The sequence below is a fragment of the Paraburkholderia sp. genome, from assembly GCF_028283785.1.
In the GTDB taxonomy this organism is placed as follows: Bacteria; Pseudomonadota; Gammaproteobacteria; order Burkholderiales; family Burkholderiaceae; genus Paraburkholderia.
The window spans coordinates 220,191-242,723 of sequence record NZ_JAPWKB010000008.1 but is presented as its reverse complement, the minus strand read 5'-3'; the positions used below and the strand labels follow the sequence as shown (position 1 = coordinate 242,723).

General features: G+C 62.4%; 19 protein-coding genes. 3 read left to right on the top strand and 16 right to left on the bottom strand.

Features of this window, described 5'->3' with window-relative positions; translation table 11 throughout:
* Positions 1-92: 92 nt before the first annotated feature.
* From catA to PW947_RS10670, 5 genes are all read right to left on the bottom strand, one after another.
* A complete protein-coding gene (gene catA / locus PW947_RS10690; RefSeq protein ID WP_299631483.1) occupies positions 93-1,028 on the bottom strand; it encodes a catechol 1,2-dioxygenase in 936 nt (311 codons plus the stop codon).
* A 77-nt stretch (positions 1,029-1,105) separates the two neighbouring features.
* Positions 1,106-1,396 carry a muconolactone Delta-isomerase gene (gene catC, locus PW947_RS10685; protein ID WP_299631481.1) on the bottom strand — a complete coding sequence of 97 codons (291 nt, stop codon included), beginning with the start codon at positions 1,394-1,396 and terminating at the stop codon, positions 1,106-1,108.
* Positions 1,397-1,424: 28 nt separating this feature from the next.
* Positions 1,425-2,561 (bottom strand): muconate/chloromuconate family cycloisomerase, encoded by a 1,137-nt coding sequence (locus PW947_RS10680; RefSeq protein WP_299631480.1) that lies wholly within the window; start codon positions 2,559-2,561, stop codon positions 1,425-1,427.
* Positions 2,562-2,758: 197 nt separating this feature from the next.
* Entirely contained in the window at positions 2,759-4,249 is a 1,491-nt protein-coding gene (locus tag PW947_RS10675; protein WP_299631477.1) for an MmgE/PrpD family protein, read from the bottom strand.
* Between the two features lie 46 nt (positions 4,250-4,295).
* A complete protein-coding gene (locus PW947_RS10670; protein ID WP_299631476.1) occupies positions 4,296-5,819 on the bottom strand; it encodes an MmgE/PrpD family protein in 1,524 nt (507 codons plus the stop codon).
* Positions 5,820-6,049: 230 nt separating this feature from the next.
* On the opposite strand from PW947_RS10670, the gene PW947_RS10665 reads away from it, so the two are divergent.
* Entirely contained in the window at positions 6,050-6,751 is a 702-nt protein-coding gene (locus PW947_RS10665) for a GntR family transcriptional regulator (protein ID WP_299631475.1), read from the top strand.
* A 138-nt stretch (positions 6,752-6,889) separates the two neighbouring features.
* Here PW947_RS10665 and PW947_RS10660 read toward each other — a convergent pair whose 3' ends face one another.
* The gene (locus PW947_RS10660; protein WP_299631474.1) at positions 6,890-7,147 is read right to left on the bottom strand and encodes a DUF4148 domain-containing protein; all 258 of its coding nucleotides are present in this window, start codon (positions 7,145-7,147) and stop codon (positions 6,890-6,892) included.
* Positions 7,148-7,308: 161 nt separating this feature from the next.
* Between PW947_RS10660 and PW947_RS10655 the strand changes: the two genes are divergently transcribed.
* Positions 7,309-8,106, top strand: a complete 798-nt coding sequence (locus PW947_RS10655; RefSeq protein ID WP_366146112.1) for an ABC transporter substrate-binding protein — start codon at positions 7,309-7,311, stop codon at positions 8,104-8,106.
* Between the two features lie 666 nt (positions 8,107-8,772).
* On the top strand, positions 8,773-9,255 hold the full coding sequence (locus tag PW947_RS10650) for an SgcJ/EcaC family oxidoreductase (RefSeq protein ID WP_299631473.1): 483 nt from the start codon (positions 8,773-8,775) through the stop codon (positions 9,253-9,255).
* A 28-nt stretch (positions 9,256-9,283) separates the two neighbouring features.
* Here PW947_RS10650 and PW947_RS10645 read toward each other — a convergent pair whose 3' ends face one another.
* From PW947_RS10645 to tssK, 10 genes are all read right to left on the bottom strand, one after another.
* Positions 9,284-9,433, bottom strand: coding sequence for a hypothetical protein (locus PW947_RS10645; RefSeq protein WP_366146111.1), 150 nt, complete (start codon positions 9,431-9,433; stop codon positions 9,284-9,286).
* Positions 9,434-9,723: 290 nt separating this feature from the next.
* Positions 9,724-10,248 (bottom strand): thioredoxin domain-containing protein, encoded by a 525-nt coding sequence (locus PW947_RS10640; protein WP_299631472.1) that lies wholly within the window; start codon positions 10,246-10,248, stop codon positions 9,724-9,726.
* Complete coding sequence (locus tag PW947_RS10635; protein ID WP_299631471.1) at positions 10,245-10,757, bottom strand: redoxin domain-containing protein; 513 nt, start codon at positions 10,755-10,757, stop codon at positions 10,245-10,247. The genes PW947_RS10640 and PW947_RS10635 overlap by 4 nt, the downstream gene beginning before the upstream one ends.
* A 478-nt stretch (positions 10,758-11,235) precedes the next feature.
* A complete protein-coding gene (locus PW947_RS10630) occupies positions 11,236-13,650 on the bottom strand; it encodes an arylsulfatase (RefSeq protein WP_299631470.1) in 2,415 nt (804 codons plus the stop codon).
* A 168-nt stretch (positions 13,651-13,818) separates the two neighbouring features.
* Positions 13,819-14,721 carry a hypothetical protein gene (locus tag PW947_RS10625; RefSeq protein ID WP_299631469.1) on the bottom strand — a complete coding sequence of 301 codons (903 nt, stop codon included), beginning with the start codon at positions 14,719-14,721 and terminating at the stop codon, positions 13,819-13,821.
* 86 nt (positions 14,722-14,807) lie between these two features.
* Complete coding sequence (gene tssA, locus PW947_RS10620; protein ID WP_299631468.1) at positions 14,808-16,019, bottom strand: type VI secretion system protein TssA; 1,212 nt, start codon at positions 16,017-16,019, stop codon at positions 14,808-14,810.
* Positions 16,016-16,717: a hypothetical protein gene (locus PW947_RS10615; protein WP_299631467.1), complete on the bottom strand. Its 702-nt coding sequence runs from the start codon at positions 16,715-16,717 to the stop codon at positions 16,016-16,018. The genes tssA and PW947_RS10615 overlap by 4 nt, the downstream gene beginning before the upstream one ends.
* Complete coding sequence (locus tag PW947_RS10610) at positions 16,644-20,282, bottom strand: type VI secretion system protein (RefSeq protein ID WP_299631465.1); 3,639 nt, start codon at positions 20,280-20,282, stop codon at positions 16,644-16,646. Before PW947_RS10610 ends, PW947_RS10615 begins: the two co-directional genes overlap by 74 nt.
* A 94-nt stretch (positions 20,283-20,376) precedes the next feature.
* Positions 20,377-21,129, bottom strand: a complete 753-nt coding sequence (locus PW947_RS10605; protein WP_299631464.1) for a DotU family type IV/VI secretion system protein — start codon at positions 21,127-21,129, stop codon at positions 20,377-20,379.
* 21 nt (positions 21,130-21,150) lie between these two features.
* Positions 21,151-22,482, bottom strand: a complete 1,332-nt coding sequence (tssK, locus tag PW947_RS10600; protein ID WP_299631463.1) for a type VI secretion system baseplate subunit TssK — start codon at positions 22,480-22,482, stop codon at positions 21,151-21,153.
* Between the last annotated feature and the right edge of the window lie 51 nt (positions 22,483-22,533).

Sequence of the window (22,533 nt, the reverse complement as noted above, 5' to 3'; positions counted from 1 at the left end):
CGTTGGCTCCTCCCTCTCGCTGATCGCCCGATACGTGGCGCGTATGGCGACGGTGGTAACGACCCGCCGCCACGCTGCGTCACGTCACGCCGTTACGCCGCTGCTGCAGCGCGCAGGCGATTAACCATCTGGTTATCCTTGCCTTCAACCAGCGGCGTCAGCGTGAAATTGAACTCGATGTCCTTGTACGCGTCGTCTTTCAGACCCAGCGCCGTGCCGCCCGTCTTGTCGACGACATGCGGAATCAGTTCTTCGCGCGTGGCGTAAGCGAAGTCATCCCAGATCAGCGGATCGCCTTCGATATTGAACTGCGTGGTCAGCTTGCGGTGTGAGTCGCTGGTGACGAAGAAATGCACGTGCGCCGGGCGGTTGCCGTGACGGCCGAGCAGGTTCAGCAACTGCTGCGTCGAGCCGTGCGGCGGACAGCCGTAACCGACCGGCATCAGCGTGCGGAATTCGTACTTGCCGTCGGCACCGGTCTTGACTGCGCCGCGCAGGTTGAAGTCGCTTTGTGCGCCCGTCGGGTCGAAGTGCGAATAGAAGCCTTTCGAATTGGCGTGCCAGCATTCGACGATCGCATCGGCGACCGGCTGGCCGTCGAGACCCGTGACCGTGCCGCGAATGACGATCGGGCCTGCATCTTCGTCGGGGTTGATGTCGATCTTGGTGACGCCGTCACGCACCGGCGCACCCGCGTAGTACAGCGGACCTTCGATGGTGCGCGGCGTGCCGCCTTGAAGCCCGATCTCCTTGTCTTCGGCGTCCATGCGAATATCAAGGTACTTCTCAAGGCCCAGGCCCGCAGCGAGCAGCGCCGCTTCGCCATCCTTGCCGAGCCGGTTCAGATAGTTGACACCGGCCCAGACTTCGTCGGGCGTGATGTTGAGATCGTCGATCGCCTTGAACAGATCGCTCACCAGCCGATGCAGAATCTGTTGGAAACGCGGATTGTTCGTTTCGCCGTCGAGGTTGGTCGCGGCCTTCAGCAGATCTTGCACTTCTCTGGTTTGAAATACCTTAACGCTCATGATTACCGTCTCCACTTTGTATTTGGGGCAAATGCGCGGCGAGGCTACGCCGCCGGGTATTGGACTGTCTTTTTTCTTCAGGCGTCGTCGGTTCGAACCGACGACGGGTGACGGCACAACGGCGTCACCGAAATCTTCATATACGGAAACAGCGGCAATGCGATCAGGATGTCGTGCAGTTCGGTGTTGCTCTCTACATCGAAGATGCTGTAGTTCGCGTATTCGCCGGCCACTCGCCAGATATGACGCCACTTGCCGCTACGCTGCAGATCCTGGGAGTACGCTTTCTCGCGCGCCTTGATCTCGTTGGCGACATCGGCGGGCATGTCGAGCGGGATATTCACATCCATTCTTACCTGGAAAAGCATCGTCAACGTCCTTTTAACAGATTGGTTTTTAGCGCGTGACCTTGGTGAGCCCGTCGCGCGTGAATCGCTTGACCCGCGCTTCGTCGAGTTCGATTCCCAGACCCGGCCCGGTCGGCACCGTCAGTTCGAAGTCGCTGTAATCGAGCGGGCGGGTCAGGATCTCTTCGGTAAGCAACAGCGGTCCGAACAATTCGGTGCCCCACTGCAGATTGGCGAAACTGGAGAACAGATGCGCCGACGCGATCGTGCTGACCGCGCCTTCCAGCATCGTGCCGCCATAGAGTTCGATACCGGCGGCGTCGGCAATCGCAGCCACGCGTTGTGCGGCAAACAGGCCGCCGCTTTGTTCGATCTTGATCGCGAAGACATCCGCGCCGCCGACCTTTGCGATGTCGAATGCGCTTTCCGGACCCTGCAGGATTTCGTCGGCCATCAACGCAACGGGGAAGCGACGCGTCAGGCGAGCCATCGCCGCAGCGGAAGCCACCGGCTGTTCGACCAGCTCGCAGCCTGCATCGGCCAACGCGGCAATCGCGGACGCCGCTTGCGTTTCGCTCCAGGCCATATTGACATCGACCCGCACCGCCGCCCGATCGCCGAGCGCCTTTTTGATTTCGGCGACGTGCCGGATATCGGTGCCGATTTCTTTAGCGCCGATTTTCAGCTTGAAAATCTTGTGCCGGCGAACATCGAGCATATGCTCCGCTTCGGCGATATCTTTAGCGGTGTCGCCCGAAGCGAGCGTCCACGCAACCGGCAGACGATCGCGCCGCCGACCGCCGAGCAATTCGCTGACGGGCACGCCGAGCCGTTTGCCATGCGCGTCGAGCAGCGCGGTTTCGAGTGCGCACTTCGAGAAATGATTGACCTTGACCAGCTTGCCGACACGCTCCATCAATAGCTGGATGCGGGTGGCGTCCTTACCGATGAGCGCCGGTCCGAGATAGAGATCGATCGCGAGTTTCATCGACTCCGGGCTTTCCGGTCCGTAAGCCATCCCCGCGATGGTCGTGCCTTCGCCGATGCCAACCACACCGTCGCTGCAATACACCTTCACCAGCATCAGGGTTTGCCCGTACATCGTGGCAACCGACAGCTTGTGAGGGCGGATCGTCGGTAAATCGACGAGACGGGTTTCGATGCGTTCGATTGTCGCTGTGGTCATATCCGATGCTTTAAACAAGGTTCACAGAGTCGTTTTATACATGCGACGACTTCGCAGCGTCCAATACCGTTCCCGTTGGATAGTATGCTTTCACGGTATAGAAGGGTTTCGATGCGTGTGACCTTGTTTTTCCGGTCGGGATTTATTCGACCCGGACGGCGTTCGATCGGCCAGTGGCCGATCGTCCCATCTGACCTCTAACCGGGTAACGCGGCCAGTGCGATATCGGCGGCACTATCCAGCTGTTCGACACGCCAGCACGTATCCATCAACTTGCGCGTTTGCGCAGGCGACAGAATGCCATCTGCCAGATCCGAGAACTTCTTTTCCAGTTGCGGGTTCGTCATCGGCACTTCAGTGCTGCCGATCGCGTGCGCGATGAATTTGTGCAGCTTGCGGCCGTCTTTTAGCGTGATCGTCATATCGACCTGTTCCGGTTTGATCGCGGGATCGATGACAGTATTGACCTTGTCGCGCAAAGCGATCGTTGCCGGGTCGCGCACTTTTGCGTCGCTGAACTGCTTCTCGCCCGCCGCGCCGTCGATGACCGCGATCGCGACTGCGTGATAGATGCTGAACTTGCCTTCGAGACCAATTTGCGGCGTCTTTTTACCTGTCAACTCAATGACGAGCGGATGCACGCGCAGGTCGATACGTTCGATCTGATCGGGCTTCAGGTGATATTGATTGCGTAGCTGGATTGCCGCATCGATGGCCGGATGAATCACGATCCCGCATGCAAACGGCTTATAGGTGTTCAGCGTCGATTCGTAATGCGTGCCGAGCCCTTCCGTGATCTCGCGATAATCCTGCTTGGTGCTGATCGTGTTCGCCCAGCCGCGTTTCGCTTCGATCATGCCATCGGAACTGGTGTAGTCCTTCGCGGCCAGCAGCGCCGCGAATATGCCGTTCGCCGCTGCGCGGCCCGGGTTGAAACTCTTGTTCATCGAACCGAACGATTCACGCAAGCCGACCGGTTGCGACGCGGCCAGTCCAAGCGCCCAGACCATCTGCTGAACGCTCAGCCCCATCAGCTTGCCTGTGGCCGCCGCCGAACCGAATACGCCGCATGTACCGGTGATGTGCCAGCCCACGTCATAGTGATTCGGATACACCGCATTGCCGATCCGTAACTCCGTCTCGACACCCAGCACCAGTGCATTCAGAAAGTCCTTGCCTGACACCGGATGGTATTGCGCGTACGCAAGAATCGCCGACACGACCGGTCCGGCCGGATGAATGATCGTCTTCAGGTGCGTGTCGTCGTAATCGAAGATATGACTGCTGACGCCATTGATGAACGCTGCATTCATGATGTCGAAACGCTCGGTGCGGCCCAGCAGATTCGCTTGAGGCGGGCCGGAAAAAGGCGTCAGCGCCGCGACAGCGCGATCCACCGTCTCGTCGTGCGAACCGCCCACGGCGACGCCCACCCAGTTCATCAAGGTCCGCACGCCTTCCGTGCGGGCTTGCGCGGGCAGGTCCTGATAGCCGGTCTTGACGATGAACTCGGCGAGGATTCGCGTGACTTTTGGCGGACGCGCGTTGGTGCCGTTCGTGGAATCCGGCGTGGAAGCACTCTTGGCGGCGTCCGCAGATTGGGCGAGCACCGAGGTGCTGACGGTGGCGGACGCCAATGCGCCAACTGCGCTGGTCTTCAGAAAATGGCGCCGGTCGATAGCGGGCATGGACTTGTCTCCTTCGGTTATGTGTTTAACGCTGCATGCGCGACGATTACGTCGTCATCAGCGGTCTGAGTTCGCGAATGTCTTTCAGTGTTTCGAGCCGGTTGATCGTCTCGATCAACCGTGCCGTTTTCGCGGTGCCGAGAACCGGCGCCATCAGATCGTGGGCTTTCGCGTTGACGCCGTCCGTCGAGAGCGGATTTTCTTTCGTGCCGGGTGCGAAACGGGTGTAGTGCTCGACCGTACGGCCATCCGTCATCGTCACCTGGACTTTCGCGCCGCGCGGCGCGTTCGGATCCAGCAAGGACTGATCCGGTTGCACGGTGACTTTGGCGCGCTGCGCCAGGATGGCGGGATCGTGCATCAGCGCAACGTCGTGACTGTCGCGGAACGAGACGGCACCCTTGACCAGCGCCAGCGCGACCAGATGCTGACAGTTGACGTCGGGCATCGCGCTATCGCCGACAATGCCTTCCGCATCGGGCGGAATCCTGACGACGATGCTTCGCACGTTGTCCGGCGTCAGCCCGTATTGTTTGCGCAGGGTCAGCAACGCGTCGAGCGGCGACTGGATCGGATAGCCCACCGAGTAAGTCTTGATCGCCGTCTCGGTCACATAGAAATGGCTGCCCAGGCCGTCGAGCATCGCTTGCGGATTCGGCTTCGTCGATAGCGCGATAAACAGGTTGTGCGTGCCGTCGAGTACATCGAACACGCCGGTCATGCCCGATTGCACCATGCCGACCGCTTCGACGCCGTTGCGCGCGCCCATGCCGGCGAAGTCGAAGGCCTTTTCGATGTGATCCTTGTCCTTGACCCAACTCCATAAACCCGACACCTGTTGCGCGGAATAGGAGATCGCATAACGCATCTGCAACTCGTTGAGTCGCGCAAGCGACGCCGCCGCGCCGAGTGAGCCGAACGTCGATGCGGTGCCTTCGGCGCTGCGACTCGAACCGCGCACGAGGTCGGGGCCCAGCGCCATCAGCAGACGACAGCCAAGGTCGTACCCAAGTGCGACCGCGCGCAGCATCGATTCGCCGCTTTGTCCTTCATGTTCGCCGACTGCCAGTGCGGACGGCACGACGGAACTGCCCGGATGAGCCTTCGTGACCGGCTCGAAATCGTCGGTTTCGTCCGAGTGCGCGCACATTGCATTGGCCAGTGCGGCGTTGATCGTGGTGGTGCGGACGTTCGAGCCGATCACGGACGCCTGCGGTGTACCGCCGAGTCCGCGTACATAGCGGGTCGCCATCATGCCTGGCCGCATCCGCGAGCCCGATACCATCGCACCGAACGTGTCGAGTATGCGGTGCTTGCAGGCAAGCATCACGGCGTCGGGCAAGGGCGCGCTGCGGGCCGAGACCATGTAGCGCGCCAGATGTCCGGTGATGTCCGCGCCGTTCGCGGTGCCGGTCGAACTCGCGCTTGCGCCTGCGCTTGAGCTGGCGTCTTCCGCAACGGCAAAGCGCAATGGGCTGATCGACAGCGCGGCAAGCGCGCCGGCCGATTTCAGCAACCGTCGGCGCGCGACCCGGCGATCTTCCCGCTCGATGTCTCCAACTTTCTCCATGGCATGTCCCTGACTTGTTATGAGATAGTGTCGAACTCGCCAGAGTGTCGACAGTTATCGTAGTTTAACCAGGTAAACTGCGAAAATACGAAAGTCTTGACGGTAAATGTACACACTTTCTGGAAAATGCGGCTGAAGGCAGCGCTCCGCCCTTACCCGCAAACGCCGTGCCGTACGCGCGAAACGGGCCCGCGTCGGCCTGATGGAGCGCGCAGTAAAAAGGAATTGCGATGAGCGGGAGTGTCGACAGAAGCACGGTGGAAGGTGACGGAGACGGCGAATCGTCGGCAGTCGACGACATCGTCGACTGGGTGGCACGCGGCATCATCGAGGGACGTCTGTTGCCGGGCGACGACCTGAATTCTGTCGACCTCGCCAAACGCTTTAATGTCAGCCGTACGCCCGTGCGTGAGGCATTGTTCGTGTTGAGTCGTGAAGGTTTGGTCGACTGGTCGCCGCGCAGGCGTCCGCGCGTGTCGGCAGTGAAATTGCAGGACGTGCGCGAGATTTACCAGTTGCGCGCGATTCTTTACGCCGAGGTGTCCACGGCGATTGTCGAGCGCGCCAGCGATGCCGATCTCGACGCGCTATGGGATGCCCATCGTCGTCTCGCGAAGGTGGCTGCGCAAGGCGACGTCGACGGTTACTTCTGGGCGAACGTTGCCTTTCGCGACGAGGAGTTGCGCGTGTGCGGCAATGGCATTTTCAAGGAAGTACTGGATTCGATGCGGATGCGAACGAACCGCTTGCGTCGTCTGAGTACGTCGCTGCCAGGTCGTTTGCAGCGCTCGTGCGCCGATCATCAGCGATTGTGTGAAGCCTACGCGGAACGCGACGGTGTACTCGCCGCGGCGCTGAACCGGTCTATCGTGCTCAGCGCGTTACAGGCTATCGAGCAGGCGTGGGATCACACACCGGTGACGACGCGCTGACGGCAACATGGCGCGGTGGTTGGGTTGCGGTATGTTGGCCGCCGGCTATTCGACGTTTCTTAATAACGCCGCTGCGTTGGCCGAAACTCACGTTGCTCATCGCTTCCAGAATCAGGTTAGCGCAGCGAAGCTATCGGCTTACTGTCCCGACTGCGCAGCGCCCGCTGTTCCCGGACCGTATCCACTGACATCGCTTTTCTGGTTAGCAACCGTGAGCTCGGCGTGCTGCAAGTCCCCCGGATAATCTTCGTCGACATTGGGGTTGTAGCCAGCTTTTTCGAGTTGCACGAGTTCACTGCGAACCTGTGCACGCGTCAGAGTCTGTGACGACTGAGCGTATGAAAACACGGGAATTGCAATGGTGGCGACGACAGCAGCTTTGATCAGCGATTTCATGCCTGGCTCCGAAAGGTTTTGCGTAAGAGACGTTCGTCCGCTCCGCCAATAAAGCCAGTATAAGGGTTATTTTCTATAGGGTAATCACTTATCCTCTCTTCAATTTTTACCAACGTTAACGACATCCGAGTGCGACTGTCTAAACCGCGAAAACGGCCGTCATTACACTAACCACAGGTCCATTCGACGCAATCTCGACAGGCGCGGCGGATGTCTGCATGGTCTCGGGCTACAACATGGTGTTATCGCGGATTGCCGACGGCGCCAACGTCAAGATCGTCGGAGCAGGGATGAAGAAGTGCGCACTGACGGTGTTTGCAAGGCCCGATGAAATCAGCACGCTCGCGGATCTGAAAGACAAGACGGTGGCGGTCGGCCCGAAGCAGGGTTTGCTCCATACACTGATGCGGCAACTGCTGAAAGCAAAGGGCATCGACGCTTCACATGTGAATTTCATCAACAAGGGAAGCAACGATGAATGCCACGCGGCGGTCGTAAATGGCGAGGCGGATGCGTCCTGCTCGAGCATCTCGCACCTGAACGACAAGGACGGTCTGGTCGTGATCGACGAGGCTGACATGTGGCAAGCGATGCCACGATGCATCTTCCAGACGGCCTATGCGTCCGACTCCGCGATCAAGGAAAAACATGCGGCGATGATCGCCGTGATGGCCTCATACGGCGCGCTCTACGACTACCTGATGTCGCCCGCATCGCATGACGCATTCTTCGAAGCACGCAAGCGCGCCCAGAAAACATTCGACATGGGATCCGCTCAGGCAGTTCGGGATTTCAATCAGACGCAGCGACCCTATTCCCGAGACTTGTCTCTCACAGCGGGTGACATTGGCTACATGCAGGATATTTTCATTGGACTTGGCAGCCTGAACCGGAGGCAAGCGTTCGCCACAGTTGCCGATATGTCGGCGGCAAACACTGCTGCCAGCTTGACCGTCTGAACGGTGGTCCGGGCTAAGCCCGGACTCAAACGTTAGAGCGATGACGCGACGATGTTCGTCCTCTTAACGCACCATAGCGCAACCGGATGCCTCTAACGGACAAACACATGGCAGACCGGGAATTGATCGTGCCGCCGACGATGCAGCGTATGGTCGAACGCGCCGGTTATGCGCCGGCTGTCAAGGTTGGCACTCCCGTGTTCTGCGCTGGACAGGTCGGACGTACCTCGCGAACCCGGAGACGCAGTTACGTGAGCCCAACGACCCAAGCTTGGCCAATTCTTCCCGTTCTCTTTTGCGTAGAGCAGCCATCCAAGCGATTGGTCAATTTCGAAACCTGCCGGATGCGCATTGCCAGATAGCGGTCACTGCCACCGCGTTTCAACGTGACTGTCATCGCCATCACGCCCGCACGGCCTCAAACCCGCCACTCCAAAACCGCTGGCGCACTGACCTCGAAACGTTCGCCAGCGAACAGACGACCATAGCGATATTTGCGCAGCATCGGTTCATCCGATACGGCCTGCCTGACTCTTCGACGGACATGTTTAATTCGCGTGCGCGATTGATCTATCGACAGCCAATGCGCGTTCCGTCTCGCTAACAGACTTCTTAAGAATACCAAACAACTATGCATTTCTTCCCCCCTGAATGGAGAGGCGCCCCATGAAGTCATTCACCGCTGCTGTCCTGATGCTGGCGCTCGCGGGATGCGCAGCAGAGCAAAGCATGTCGAACAACGCAGCGTCGCCCGGCACGGGAAGCTGTAAAGTCACGTCGAATGCTGAGATTGCGGCGTTGTTTGACCGATGGAATCAGTCGCTGCAAACGGGAGACCCGCACAAGGTCGCCGCCAACTATGCCGAGAGATCAATTCTTCTTCCGACGGTATCTAACAAGCCGCGCTTGACGGTCGCTGACAAGGAAGACTATTTCCGTCATTTTCTGGCGGATCGGCCTTCCGGCAAGATTGATTTCAGCTACATCGAACTGGGATGCAATTCCGCCGTGGACGCTGGGCTTTACACGTTCACCTTCGCAAGAACTGGCGAGGTTGTTAAAGCCCGTTATACCTACACCTATCGGTGGGATGGCGCGCAATGGCTGATTACCAGTCATCACTCGTCGGCCATGCCAGAGAAGGAGTGACAGCGGTACGGGCTTCTGTTGCTGCCGCCTATGCGAAGCGTTCGCGCGTCGAATTTCCGCGCTGGAGCAACGGTGCATATTCATGCAACTCTCGAGGCGAGATGTCGAAGGCGCGACGGAATGCGCGCGTAAAACTCGACGCACCATTAAAGCCCAGCCCCGACGCAATATCCTGTATCTCGACACGATGCCGGGCGCGAGCGTCGGCGGCGCCGGCGGCAATAACAATTGGCTCAGCGGCACAGCCTGGTCTAGTGGGTCGTTGTTCAATGCCGTGCCCATCTTTGATTTCTCGTCCAGTTTAGACCCCTCCCATGCGGCTGAACGTTATGTTGGGTCGCTAGCCCGCTCGGAGCGCGCTAGCGCAGGTTGCCAAGCATAGCAATAGAACAAATCGATTGCACCAGTCAGGAAGTACCGCACCAGTAAGCGACTGCTCTACGGTTACCGTCGCCAGCCAGCATTCAGTCAACTCCCAGCCGCAGCGCGCAAAGCCGCCACCAGCGTCTGCACGTCCCTGTCGCCTTCGTACCGGTGGCCGTTGATAAACAGTGTCGGCGTGCCGTTCACCCCGCTTCGCAGACCGCTGTCGAAGTCTCGCTGAATCGTCTCGTCGTAAGTCCCGGCGAAAGCGGCATCCAGATCGCGCGAGTGCAAACCAAGCTGCGTTCCATACGCTACGAGATCCCGATCGGTCAAAGCGGCCTGGTTCTCATACAAACTGTCGTGCGCCTGCCAGAACGTCCCAACCGTCGCCGCCGCTTCCGAAAATTCCGCAGCGCGCAGCGCATGCGGATGCATGTCCGACAGCGGAAATTGCCGGAACACGAAACGCAGTTCGTCGCCCATCATTGTCTGCACCGCCTTGATCACGCCGTACATCGCGCCGCAATACGGGCACTCGAAATCGCCGTATTCGACGAGGGTGACGGGCGCGTCGGCAGCGCCCTGGATGTGATCGTGACTTCCAACTGGGGGCGTGAGATGGCTCATCGGGTTTCCTGCGTCGTCGAGGGAGTGATGGTTTCGAGTGCGTCCAGAATGCCGTCGACGCCGGGGTTCACCGTGATCGGAGACACATAGGCCCAACGCACGATCGCGTTTTCGTCGAGCACGAACAACGCGCGCTCGCACACGCCTTCGGCCGTCCGGTACGCGCCATAGCGTTTCGCGACCTCGCCTTTCGGTTCGAAATCGGCGAGTAAGGGAAAGTGAAATTGCCGCTGACCCGCATAGGCCGCATGAGACCAGACACTGTCCACCGAAATGGCGATCAACTGCGCTTTGTAGCGGCGAAACGCCGGCAGTGCGGCATTGAACAACCCGAGTTCGTCGCCACAAACCGGACTCCAATCGGCCGGATAAAACGCCACGACAACCGGCGCGCCGCGCAATTCCGACAGCGACATTTTCTGGTCCGGCGTCGCCGGCAAGGTGAATTCCGGCGCCACCTGACCGACAGAAAGCAACGGTGATTCGGGTTGAGATTGCGGGGTCGTCATGATCGACTACTCTCCTGAGAAGCACTCACTGGGAATGCGATCGCCCATCCGCTATCCGGCGTCATGCGGTGTCTTTCCCGACGGGTGGACGAACGCTGACAAGCAGGATAAGCGGAGGGTCTGGACAGGAATAGCTATCTATCGGGTTCGTCAATTCAACGAATCGGATGACGGTTTAATACCTGGGTATGAGAGGCGAGGAGAAAGACGCGCGCCTTCACAGCAGGATCGCGCACAAGCAGCAAGGTGGCATTCCGCATCGCTCATCCGGTGCTTGCGCGCGCCATGTTCCGCAGGCGTCGCCGGATAGAGCGCGTCCTTCTCGAGATAGAAACAGTATTCGCAATCGAGGTTGCAGTCGGCACCGCCCGGCTTCGCCATCGCGTGAAAACCTTGCCGGGCCGCACCCGCGTGCGCGGACGACGCCGCACTGTCCACGCTGTTCGCGCAACCGGCAACGGTGTCGTTCATACCGACTTCACTCACGCGACAGCGCCGCTTCGGCGGCTTTGCGTTCCACCTCTTTTTGCATCGATGCGGTGGCGGCATCCTGCGGCTTCAGATCGATCGTCACGCTACCGATGCTGCCGGTAAACCGGAACGGCACGTCGTACGACAGGTTGACCGGCGTGCCCGTATCCTCGCCGATATCGAGCGTCTCCACGCTCATCGTGAAGCGCACGGCAACCGTATGTTCGATGCGGCCCTGCGCGACCTGCTGGCCGTCCACCTGCAACGTGCCTGTGCCGCCCCGGCCGATTCCGCCGCCGTCGTACTGGAAGTCGAAAACGATCGTATGCGGCCCCGGCGTCAGCGCGTCGTTGCCCTCGATGTTGTAGTGCGCGGCATTCGCGAAGTTGTAGTGGAAGTCGGGCCGTCCGTGGTCGAGATACAGCGCCCAGCCGTCGAACAGGCCGCCTAGCGTCACGATCATCCCTTCCGCGCCTTCCTTCGGAATGTCCACCTGAGCGGTGATGCGCCACGACTTGTTCTTGATGTCCGGCGCGACGCCTTCCGGAATGCGCTTCGTGCCCGCGTAATACGTGTACGACGTGCGCCCGGCGCTCAGGCTCGGCCGGTTCGACGGATCGAGCCGCATCACGCGGTCGTTGTCGAGCGGCAGGACGTTGTAACGACGCGCTTGGCTATAGAACAGCTTCTGCATCTGCGCGAGCTTTGCCGGGTCGCTCGCGGCGAGGTCGTGCGCTTCGCTGAAGTCTTTCGCGACGTCGTACAGCTCCCACTTGTAGCCGTCGATCACGTCCACTTTCGGCACTTCGGTAGCCCACGGCGGCGCAATCGGCGTGGTCGCGGCGATCCAGCCGTCGTGGTAGATCGCGCGGTTGCCGAACAGCTCGAAATATTGCGTGCGTCGGCGCGACGGCGCATCGGGTTGATCGAACGTGTACGCCATGCTGACGCCTTCGATGGGCCGCTGTTTGACGCCGTTCACCTCGGCCGGTTGCGGCACGTGCGCGACATCGAGCACCGTCGGCAGAATGTCGATCACGTGATGCCACTGCGAGCGGATCTGGCCTTCGTCGTGAATATGCGCGGGCCACGAAATTACCATGCCGTTGCGCGTGCCGCCGAAGTGGCTGGCAATCTGCTTGGTCCACTGGAACGGCGTATCGAGCGCATGCGCCCAGCCGACCGGGAAATGGTTATAGGTTTTCCACGTGCCGAGATCGTCCATCATCGGCAGCATTTGCGCGGTGCTCGGGACCGCGCCGTTCATCGCGCCTTCAAGATTGGTCGAACCGCCGGGACCGCCTTCGGCGCTCGCACCGTTGTCGCCGACGATATAGATCACGAGCGTGTTATCGGCGATGCCCAGGGTGTCGAGCGTCTTCAACACCCGGCCGACGTTGTAGTCGGTCTGCTCCAGATAGCCCGCGTAGATCTCCATCATCCGCGCGTAGAGCCTGCGCTGGTCGTCGTTGAGACTGCTCCACGCGGGAATGCCGGGCGAGCGCGCGGTGAGGTCGGTGTCGGCCGGCACGATGCCGAGCTGCTTTTGCCGCGCCAGCGTCTGCTCGCGCAGCACGTCCCAACCCTGATCGAATTTGCCCCAGTATTTATCGACCCATTCCTTGCGCGGATGATGCGGCGCGTGCGTCGCGCCCGGCGCGTAGTAGACGAAGAACGGCTTGTCCGGCGCCATCGAGTGCTGGGTCTGGATGTACTGGATCGCCTGATCGGCAAGGTCGTAATCGAGGTTGTAGTCGGGCTTGCCGACGTACGGTTCGATCGGCGTGGTGTTGTCGAACAGCAGCGCCCGCCACTGGTTCATGTCGCCGCCGACGAAGCCGTAGAACTTCTCGAAGCCGAGCCCGGTCGGCCAGCGGTCGAACGGTCCGGCCTGGCTCGTTTCCCAGTCCGGCACGTTGTGATCCTTGCCGAACCAGGCCGTGTTCCAGCCGTTCTGCCGCAAGAGTTCACCGATACCCGCCGTGTCCTTGCCGACCAGCGAATCGTAGCCGGGATAACCGGTGGCCATTTCCATGATCTGGCCGGTATGCACCGAATGGTGATTACGCCCGGACAGCAGCGCGGCGCGCGTCGGCGAGCACATCGCCGTGGTGTGGAATTCGTTGTAGCGCAGCCCGTGCTGCGCGAGCCGCTCCAGCGTGGGTGTATCCACGGGACCGCCGAACGTGCTGGCCGCACCGAACCCGACATCGTCGAGCAGCACCAGCAGCACGTTGGGCGCGCCGTCGGGCGCTTGCGGTTGATGTGGAAAATCCACCTTCGAATCCTGCGCGCGCAGTTCGATCTTGCCTTTGAACGGCTGCGCAGCGGGCGGCAACACGGTCTGCGCCTGCACGACCGGCATGCTGGCAACGCTCGTCGCGACGAACGCGCAAACTGCAAATCCCCAAACCATTCGCATGCTTGCCTCTTCGCGTGCGTGAGTGGCGCCACTGGCGACTTTCGCGCTAAACAGCCTGCGAATAGCGCGAAGCCACTCTACCGATAACAAACCCGTTATCGGCTGGCAAGGGGATGCCCGATTTAATTTCCGACGCGACCGGTCGTTTACTTATGAGGAATGCCGCAATCAGGGTTGCGCCGGCATTACCGCGCGATAGAAGTCGCTCAGTTGCGAAAACGTCCTGCGCAACGCTTCGACGCGCTCCATCCCCGCGAAATAATCCGTCGAGCTCTCCATGATCTTGGCGGCGCTATCCGCAGACGGACTCTGGAACTTCGCCGACATGGCCATCGCGATCACGTAAGGTGCCTGGATGTAGTTTCCAGTGTGCATGCAGCGGCGCACGTACTCGAAAATCGCGCCGCCCGACTTCGACTCCTTCTCCCACAATGCCTGCAACTTCTCCTGAGTGCGCTTGATCTCCTGATTGTTCGCATTTTCCTGCTGCGCATTGCGCTGCATCGGTGGCACCGCCTTCAGGCGCATGAAGGTATCGTGCAGATCCTTCACGTCGCGGTTCACCTTCTCGAACTTGGTTTGCGCGGCGGCCATCTTCGTGCCCATCAGCTTGACCTGGCTTTTGCCGTCTTCCATCAGCGTCATCGCGGCGTCGGCGGCGTCTTCGAGGTCGGCTTTGGTGTAGGGGCCACGCTTTTCCGGCGCATCGCTATCGACCATGTTCCACACGTACTGCGCCAGCGCCGTGTGCGCCGAATCGCGGTTCGAATACGCGCCCTTGGCCAGCAACGCCAGGCCGAGGACCGCGCCCGTGATCGCCACCTGCGGTCCGGATACCGCGGCAAGGAATCCCGCGCCGACGACGGCGCCCGTCACCGTCATCGAGATGACGCCGGCGACCCCGCCGGCCGTCCCTGCGAACGTGCCGGCGGCATTGCCGATCTGGGAGCTTGCATTGCCGAACGAGAAGCTCGACCGGTCGATGCTGCGTACATAGTTCGTGGCCGAATGGAACACGCGGCGTGCGTGTCCCACTTCGCCCTTCTTCATCGCGCTGAAAACATTGCTCATGTCTCTTTTTCCGTCAACGGGTCAATCTGTGGGATAGGCTTGTTTAAAAAACGCTGCTGCAATTCGTGGGCGTCACCTGACCAGCATCACGTCACGCCGAGCATGGCCAGGTAGCGTCCGAGGTCGCCTTCCTGGATCATGATTTCGCGCATCAGTTCGGGCAACGGCAGTTCGCCCCATGTCACCGCGCGACGCAGCAGATACGGCGTGGGACTATGCGGCTCCTGAACCGACAGGTACTGCGCGATGTCCTGAAGCATCCGGTACGCGTGGTCGCGATCGCGGATCAGCGGATGTGCGCCGGGCCCCGGAGCGTGACCTGCGCCCACCACTTCCGCGGCAATCTCGTACGCGGGCGAACCGTTGCCGGGCGTCGTGCCGGCAGCGTCGAAATGAGCGGCGTCGCGTGTTTCATCGGCGATTGCGCTCTGCGCGGCCGCGCTTTCGGCGCGCGGCACGTCGAACGGACGGTCACCACGCAGTGACCGTGCTGCACGCTGCAAATCCATCAATACCTCCATCACGCGCGAGAATCCCGGCGCGTCGCGTCCCAATCTCATGTTGAGGCTGTGCTCGAGCGCAGCGGTCATATCGAGCGCTTCACCAAGCGCCCGCTCGAGGCTGACGAGTTCGGCGAGATTCGTGCCCTTGCCGACTTCCATATCGAGAAACTCGCGGGTCACGACGTCGTCGCCGCTACGTTCAGGCGAACGTCCTGCAATGCGCGACCAGCCGTCGAGATTGATCGACCCCGGCTCGACGCTCAGCGACAGCAGCGGAATATGCAGCTTCAGCACCAGCGATACGGTGTGGTTGATCCACACGAACGGCGCGGCGCGCGCGTCGCTGTCGTCGGCTTCGAGTTGGGGCCACGCGTGTTCCCAGAAACGTTCGACCAGCGCATGCAGCAACCGGATTCCATCGACATAGCCCGGCATCCCGCGCTCATGCGTCCACGCCTCGCATAACCATGCCGCGAGTTGCAGGTCTTTGCTGCGCGTGCGGATCGCGTCGGCGGAGAGCGCCGCGACGCCTTTCCAGTCGGCCTTGACGAGCGGCCGCTCCCATTCGCGCATCGGCAGGCTTGGATCGTCCTGCCGGCGCGCTTCGCGGATCTTGTGAAACACCGGGTCGTCGCGTAACGAGATGCCGGTGTCGCGGCCCGAACCGTCGTGATCCGCGAGCGGCGCGAGCAGCGCGTCGAACGGCTCGCCGAGCGCCGCGTAGTTCGCGTTCGCGCCGGTGGCCTCGGCGGCTTCATCGTCAGCGACGGTTTCGGCCAGATATGACATGTTCATAGCGCAGTCCAGTCAGGGGCGCGGCTCGGGAAACTGCCCGGCCACGCCAGTGCGGTCTTCTTGCCCGCGGGGCTCAGCACGAGGCGCAGGAACACCTGGCCGCGCGACTGCCTGGGCAGCAGCGCTTCGTCGGCCACGTTCACGACGCCCAGCGGAAAATCGAACTTCAGCAATTGCGACGTGCCGCCCGGCCGCGCGCCCGCATCGGCGACACGCTGACGCGACACGAACGAAATCAGTGCCCACGGATCGCTGAACTGCCATGTCAGCGTGCGGCCGTCGGTCGAATACGCGCGCTGCTGCGGATCGGCGCTGGCGTCGAGCGGCGAATCCTTCGCGAAGCGCAGCGTCAGCGACACCGGCATGCCGTACTCCCAGTGCAGCGCGTGCTGCGGATCGCGCAGCGACATGTTCTGGTCGCCGACCCGCAAGGTCCAGTCGATCACCTGGTTCGCCGCGATCTCGCCGGTACGGTTCGCGCGGAAATCCACGTTGATGTCGAGGCCGGTCGGCGCGCCGTCGGCGGCCGGATAGAGCGGCCCCAGCAGCGCATCGACCTGATCGAAGTTGTCGACGAACTGGCGCACCGCGCCGCTATTGCCCATGACCCGCTCGCCCGCGCCGTTACGCGCCTGCTGATACACGCGCGACACCTGCTCGTAATGGCGCAGCGCCTGGCCGAGTTCGGTGAAGTCCACCGTATTCGCATCGACGACATGTGGTGCGGGTCGCCGGCGCGAACGGCAGATGACCGGCCACGCCCTGATTGAACGCGGACGAGAAGCCGTTCCATTGCACGCGCAGATCATCGACGTAGGTCTGGCTGCATCGCGCCAGCAACGCGTCGTAGACACGCGCTTGCAACGCGCTGAAGTAGTCGCCCGACGCGAGGCCGTTCGGACGCGGCGGGAACCGGCCCAGACACCCGTTCGTGCCGGGATCGGTCGCGACCGTCTGCACGAACTGCTCGAGCGCGAACAGACTGCTGTTCGGATTCTTCAACTGATAGCGATCCAGGTCGCGCACGATCGACTGCCAGCGCATCGCCAGCGGCGAACTCGCATCGGTTGCATCGAGCGCGGCCAGATAGGTGGATGCCTGGCGGCCCAGCGCCGTCGCGCGCGTGGCCTGCTGGTCGAGATAGGCGCCGAGCGAACCGGCATCGGCGATACCGAACGCGGCCAGCATCGAGCCGCGCGCGCCATTCGGCGAGAGCGGCGCCTGACGCACCGAATACAGTTCCGAGCGCGACAACGCGTCATCGACCAGCGCCAGGTGCGCGAGCGCATCGCGCGACACCAGCGTATCGAGATCGTCGATCTGCGTGCCTGCGCCCATGTCGGTGAGCGCAGCGCGCACCTTCACGAGACGCATCCGTGCTGCGTCGAACGCCGCGTTGTCGAGATTGCCCTGCGCAGGCGCGACTGTCGCCGCCGACGCGACCAGATCCGTGACGAGGCGTGCGAACTGCACGTCCACGGCTTGCTCGACCGACGGCTGGATCGCCTCCGGCAAGCTCACGAGACCGTCGGTCATAAAGCGCTTGCGCACGTCGCCGAGCGCGAGCGCCTGATCCAGCTGCGCACGGTCCCACACGACGATCGAGCCGTCGGGCAAGGCCGGCAGACTAAGACCGCGCGGCGCGACCATGAACGGCTGGTTCAGCAGCTTCGTCAGGCCGTCGCGCAATGCGACCCGTTCCGGCGCAACGTCGTAGCGCGCGCCCTTGTCGTTCCAGACGATGCCGCTGCCCGCGCCGCCAAAGCTCATCGCAAGCTGGCTGCGCAACGCCTGGAAGCCGCTGTTGGCACGCTCGCGAGCGTGCCCGGCCGCATCCGGTCCAAGCAGACGGCTCTGCGCGGCATGCGCGAATGCGCGGTCGTAGAACGGGCCCGGCACGAACTGCGACTGACGCATCCAGCCGCCCTTGCCCGACGCCAGCAGATCCTGTTGGGTGCCGATCGCGGCGACGATCCCGCGCAGGTTGCCGCTGACCGTCGCGAAGTCCATCGACCCCGCGTCGGCCACCGACAGCGCATTCAGATGCGAGGTCACCGAATGCTCGGCGGCAAGCAACGGATTCGCGTTGAACAGCGCGTCGTCAACCTGCTGCGCGCCCTTGTCGAACGAACAGCGCAGCGCCTGCTGCACGGTCTGCAAATTGATGCCGCCGGTGCCGTCGGCTGCATACGCGCCGCCATGCCGCGCATTGCGATAGAAATACGGCAGGCTCGCGGCAACATTGCCCTGCAGTTCGACGCCGAACGCATAGCGCACCGCGAGCCGCAGCGCGTCGGCGTTGCCTTGCGACGGCTGTTGCAGCCGTTGCATCGCCTGCAACGCGGCGTCGAGCTGATCGACCGAGCCGACATAGCGTTGCAGCGCGCGCATCGCGGGCTGGTCTTCCGGCCCGAGGCCGGGCGTCGCAGGCAGGTCGGCGCCGGTCGTAGCCGGCGCGGTACAGTCTTCGCCGACGATCAGCTGGCCGGTGCCCGGATCGCGCGCCACGCCCGTCAGCTGGCCGACGTGCGCCAGCATTTCGCGTTCGAGCGCGGTGACCGCAATCGCGCCGAACTCCTGTTCGAAACGATCGCGCACGCGCTCGTTCAGATCGTCGACCACGCCCCACGAGCCGGGCATAAACACGGTCCATGCGCTGCGCGTCTGCAAGCGGTCGTTCAGACCGATCATCGCAAGCGCCTTGCGCCGATACCAGTCGGCCGGAAGCGGCACGCCACCCTGTTCGGCGGCTGCGCGTTCCTGGCCGTCACCGCGCAGTTCGTCGAGCGCGCCGACCAGCGCCGCGTTACGGTGATTCAGTTGCACGGTCGCGACCACCAGCCCGAGGCCCCACACGCCGATCACCGCAATGCCGCCCCAGCGCAGCGCGCGATGCAACGCCGGACGCGTCAGATGCTGCGAACGCGACGGCCGGGTCAGACCGTATTCGAGGAAAATCTTGCGGTCGAACAGATCGCGCAGAAACGCGGGCTTCAGCATCAGATCGCTGACGGCGCTACCGGCGACGGTATCGAATCCGCCATCGTGCAGACCGCGCGCTGCGCCCGCGCCGCGCTGGCCGGCCTCGACCATCTCGCCGCCGCGCTCGTCCGCGACGACCAGCGCAGTGCCGGCCTGCGCGTCGAACGTGGGTTCGGCGCCGGGTTCGTACGGATCGTGACCGTCATAGCCGTCGAACGCCGGTTCGGCGAACGCGCGTGCGGCGGCACGATCCGCAATCGCCGCCGACGCGACGCTGCGTTGCGCGAGTTCGCTGCTATCGCCGGTCAGATAGATGCCGCGGAAAAAGAACGGCTCGTGATAGGCGCTCGGACGCAGCAGTTCGTCCACATACAGTTGCAGTTGCGCGCGCATCGCGGCGATGCGGGTCGGCAGCAACAGGCATTCGCGCGCGTCGAGATCGCCGGTATCCACGGTGAAGAGTTCGGCACCCGCATCCGACACCGCACGCTCGATGCTGCTCATCGCGGTCGCGACCCATTCGGACTGATACGTGACCGACAGATCGAACGGCGACGACCAGCCCAGCATGCTCGCGCGCAGCGGCTCGGGCAGCGCGCGCGCGAACGCGGCAAAGCCCGGCAAAGCCTCGCAACCGGTAATCACGACATAGACCGCGAAGCGCATCGCAAAGCGGTTTTGCGCCAGCCACAGGCGACGATGCGCAAGCTTCGCATGACGCACGAGTTCGAGGCGCGAGTCGGTGTGATCGGCCAGCAACATCGACGCCGGGACCGTGATCACCACGGAATCGAACGGACGTTGCGGGCGGTAATTGCGGCACAGGCTCAGGAATTCGTCCCACGGCTTCTCGTCGCCATCTTCTTCCGGCGAACCGAGATACGCCGCCTGAATATCGACGACGATGCCGCGATCGAAGAACTGCCACGAAATGCCCTGGGTTGCAGCCGGGCTGGCGGCTTCGGCGCTCAGCACACTGGCCACGCCGGACTGCGCGATCGGCAACGCGCGGGCATCGTCGCCCTGGCCGCCTTCGTTCAGCACCAGCACCCACGGCACGTTGTAACGCTCCGCGCGCGACGCGATATTGCCTTCGATGAGTTCGACCGCCTGGCGAAACGCGCTGCGCAACGAATCGGTACGCAGACGCACGATCTTGCGCTCCGCATTCGGCTTCGCTTGCGCACCGTGCAGCGCGAAATAGAAGACCACGCCGAGCACCGCGCACACGACGATGATCAGCAGCGCGAGCGACAACAGGAACAGACTACTGGTCAGCATGGGCACACTCCGTGACACGGCGTATTCAGCCCGTTCGCTGCTTCGACCATCCGGCACCGCACGCTGCGCGTGCCGTTAATTTGCAAGGCGCCGCTCATGAGCCGACTCCCACCACCGGGTCGCCATGCAGCGCGGCGCGCACCGGCCACGACTGCCACAACCACAGCATCTCCGAAACCGCCAGCAGACCGGCGAGCGCGAGCAGACCGATGACGGTCCAGCGGCTGACGGTCGGCAGCTTGCGCGGCGCGATATGCGAAATGGTGTTGCCGTACGCTTCTTCCGCGATCACGCGGTCGCGCCCACCGAGATACGCGCGGCGCTGATAGACGAACTCGTACAGTTCCTCGCGATAGCTGCGCAACCGGTCCACATTGTCGGCACCGCGATAGCGGCCCTGAAAGCCCATCGCGAGCGTGAACAGGCACAGCCGTGCAATATCGCGGCGCGACGGCTCGCGATCGGACAGCAGCTGTTCGATCTTGCGAAACACCAGATCGCCGGCAATATTGGTCCGAAACAGCGTCGATTCGAGCAGATACGCGGTCCAGCGTTCACGGCCGGTCCACGCGGTATTCAGCAGGATTTCATCGGCCAGCACCGCTTTCAGATAGCGCGCGTCGGCAAGGTTTTCCATATCGAAGCGCGTGCTGTCGCGATGCGACTGCAAGGTCTGCACTTCGAGCAGATTCAGCAGATGACGGCTCAAGCCTTGCGCGGCGAGATCGGCGTCGGCTTCGGGGGCTTCGGAGAAGCGCTTTTGCGCCCGGACCAGTTCGTCCAGGAACGCGCGAAACTGCGTCATCACCAGGTCGTTTTCTTCGGATTCGATTCGATTGCGTGCCATACCGGCTACCTTTTTCTGGCGTTAGCCCTTGACGAACAGCAGCATTTCCTGCGGCCGTTGCGCACTCGCGCCCTCATTCGGATTGCTGATCACGAGCGCCTCGCTGGCGACGATCAATGACGGGTCCACCTGAATCTCGAACAGCAGATAGCCGGAACCGGAACGGATGCCCAGTTCTTCGGCGTAATCCACCGCGCGGCGCATCGCGCCCGGCACACGACGGCTGCGCAACGATGCATACACCGATTGCGAGCCGATCACGGCGCCGTCCATCCACGCCAGCAGATCGCGGTCGGATTGCCCGCGCAGACCCACCACGACGCGTTCGCCGAGCCATTCCGGCAGCAACGGCATTTCGAACGCACCGTGACGGAACTCGAATTTATGCTCGCGATAGCCCTCGCCGACTTCCGACACCGCCTCGCGCAAGGTGCGCAGCAACGGCGTGAACACCGCAAGTGGATCGGCATGGTCGTAATCGGGCGGCACGGGCGGCAGACCGCCCGGCACCAGCATCGCCAGCGAGCCGCTCAACGCCGCGAGCGCGTGATACAGCGCGAGCGGATGCAGATGCGGCGTGCGCAGCACGGCTTCCGCGAACGGCAGCGCGGCGAGCAGGCTGCGCAAACGGTCCTTCAGTTCGAGCTGGGTCAGCCGGTCGTCGACTTTCGACGACGGATTCGCCGTCTGACGCGCGACGAAGGCCGCCTTGCCGCGCAACTGGCCAAGCAGCGTCGCCACGTTCGCCCACAGCGGCGTGTCGCGCGACACTTCGAGCATCGGCGGCAGACGGTCCGCGAGACGCACCACTTCGTTGTCCCGATACACGGTACCGAGGCGCAGCGTCACGAACATCGCGGGCGGCAGATCGCCCGCGGCGAGCGCGAGATTCGGCAGCAGACGCGGGATATCGGCGGGCGGCGCGTCCGACACTTCGTCGTCCACCGGCGCGCCCTGGGTCGAACGGAAACGGCGCAGTTCGCCGTCGCGACGCATCGCCGACGCAACCGGCAAGGTCACGTAAAAATCCACCGGGCCTTTTGCGAGCGCGTCGGCGTAAGGCTCGAGCGCGAGTTCCAGACGGCCGTGCGAACCCGCTTCGGCGGCGTACGACACGGCCGTGCCGTCGGGCATGATCGCGTCGAGCGCGAGCACGCGGATCATCCCCGCAGGCAACAGGCCGCTGTCCAGCACGAGGCGCTGCACGCCCCAACTGAACGGCGCGGCGGCCAGCGTCTGCCATGCGACGAGCGAATCCATGCGTCCGCTCATCAGCTGAAAATGCTGGGGCGAAAGCAGCAGCCCTTCATGCCATTCGATCCGGTCCACCACCGGCGTCATCCGCTCAGACATCGACGCCGCTCCGCAAAAATGCCGCGCCATCCGGCGCCGTGCTGTTCATAT

Coding starts and splice junctions, on each gene's coding strand:
- catA (WP_299631483.1), bottom strand. CDS start 1,028: ATGAGCGTTAAGGTATTTCAAACCAGAGAAGTGCAAGATCTGCTGAAG.
- catC (WP_299631481.1), bottom strand. CDS start 1,396: ATGCTTTTCCAGGTAAGAATGGATGTGAATATCCCGCTCGACATGCCC.
- PW947_RS10680 (WP_299631480.1), bottom strand. CDS start 2,561: ATGACCACAGCGACAATCGAACGCATCGAAACCCGTCTCGTCGATTTA.
- PW947_RS10675 (WP_299631477.1), bottom strand. CDS start 4,249: ATGCCCGCTATCGACCGGCGCCATTTTCTGAAGACCAGCGCAGTTGGC.
- PW947_RS10670 (WP_299631476.1), bottom strand. CDS start 5,819: ATGGAGAAAGTTGGAGACATCGAGCGGGAAGATCGCCGGGTCGCGCGC.
- PW947_RS10665 (WP_299631475.1), top strand. CDS start 6,050: ATGAGCGGGAGTGTCGACAGAAGCACGGTGGAAGGTGACGGAGACGGC.
- PW947_RS10660 (WP_299631474.1), bottom strand. CDS start 7,147: ATGAAATCGCTGATCAAAGCTGCTGTCGTCGCCACCATTGCAATTCCC.
- PW947_RS10650 (WP_299631473.1), top strand. CDS start 8,773: ATGAAGTCATTCACCGCTGCTGTCCTGATGCTGGCGCTCGCGGGATGC.
- PW947_RS10640 (WP_299631472.1), bottom strand. CDS start 10,248: ATGAGCCATCTCACGCCCCCAGTTGGAAGTCACGATCACATCCAGGGC.
- PW947_RS10635 (WP_299631471.1), bottom strand. CDS start 10,757: ATGACGACCCCGCAATCTCAACCCGAATCACCGTTGCTTTCTGTCGGT.
- PW947_RS10630 (WP_299631470.1), bottom strand. CDS start 13,650: ATGCGAATGGTTTGGGGATTTGCAGTTTGCGCGTTCGTCGCGACGAGC.
- PW947_RS10625 (WP_299631469.1), bottom strand. CDS start 14,721: ATGAGCAATGTTTTCAGCGCGATGAAGAAGGGCGAAGTGGGACACGCA.
- tssA (WP_299631468.1), bottom strand. CDS start 16,019: ATGAACATGTCATATCTGGCCGAAACCGTCGCTGACGATGAAGCCGCC.
- PW947_RS10610 (WP_299631465.1), bottom strand. CDS start 20,282: ATGCTGACCAGTAGTCTGTTCCTGTTGTCGCTCGCGCTGCTGATCATC.
- PW947_RS10605 (WP_299631464.1), bottom strand. CDS start 21,129: ATGGCACGCAATCGAATCGAATCCGAAGAAAACGACCTGGTGATGACG.
- tssK (WP_299631463.1), bottom strand. CDS start 22,482: ATGTCTGAGCGGATGACGCCGGTGGTGGACCGGATCGAATGGCATGAA.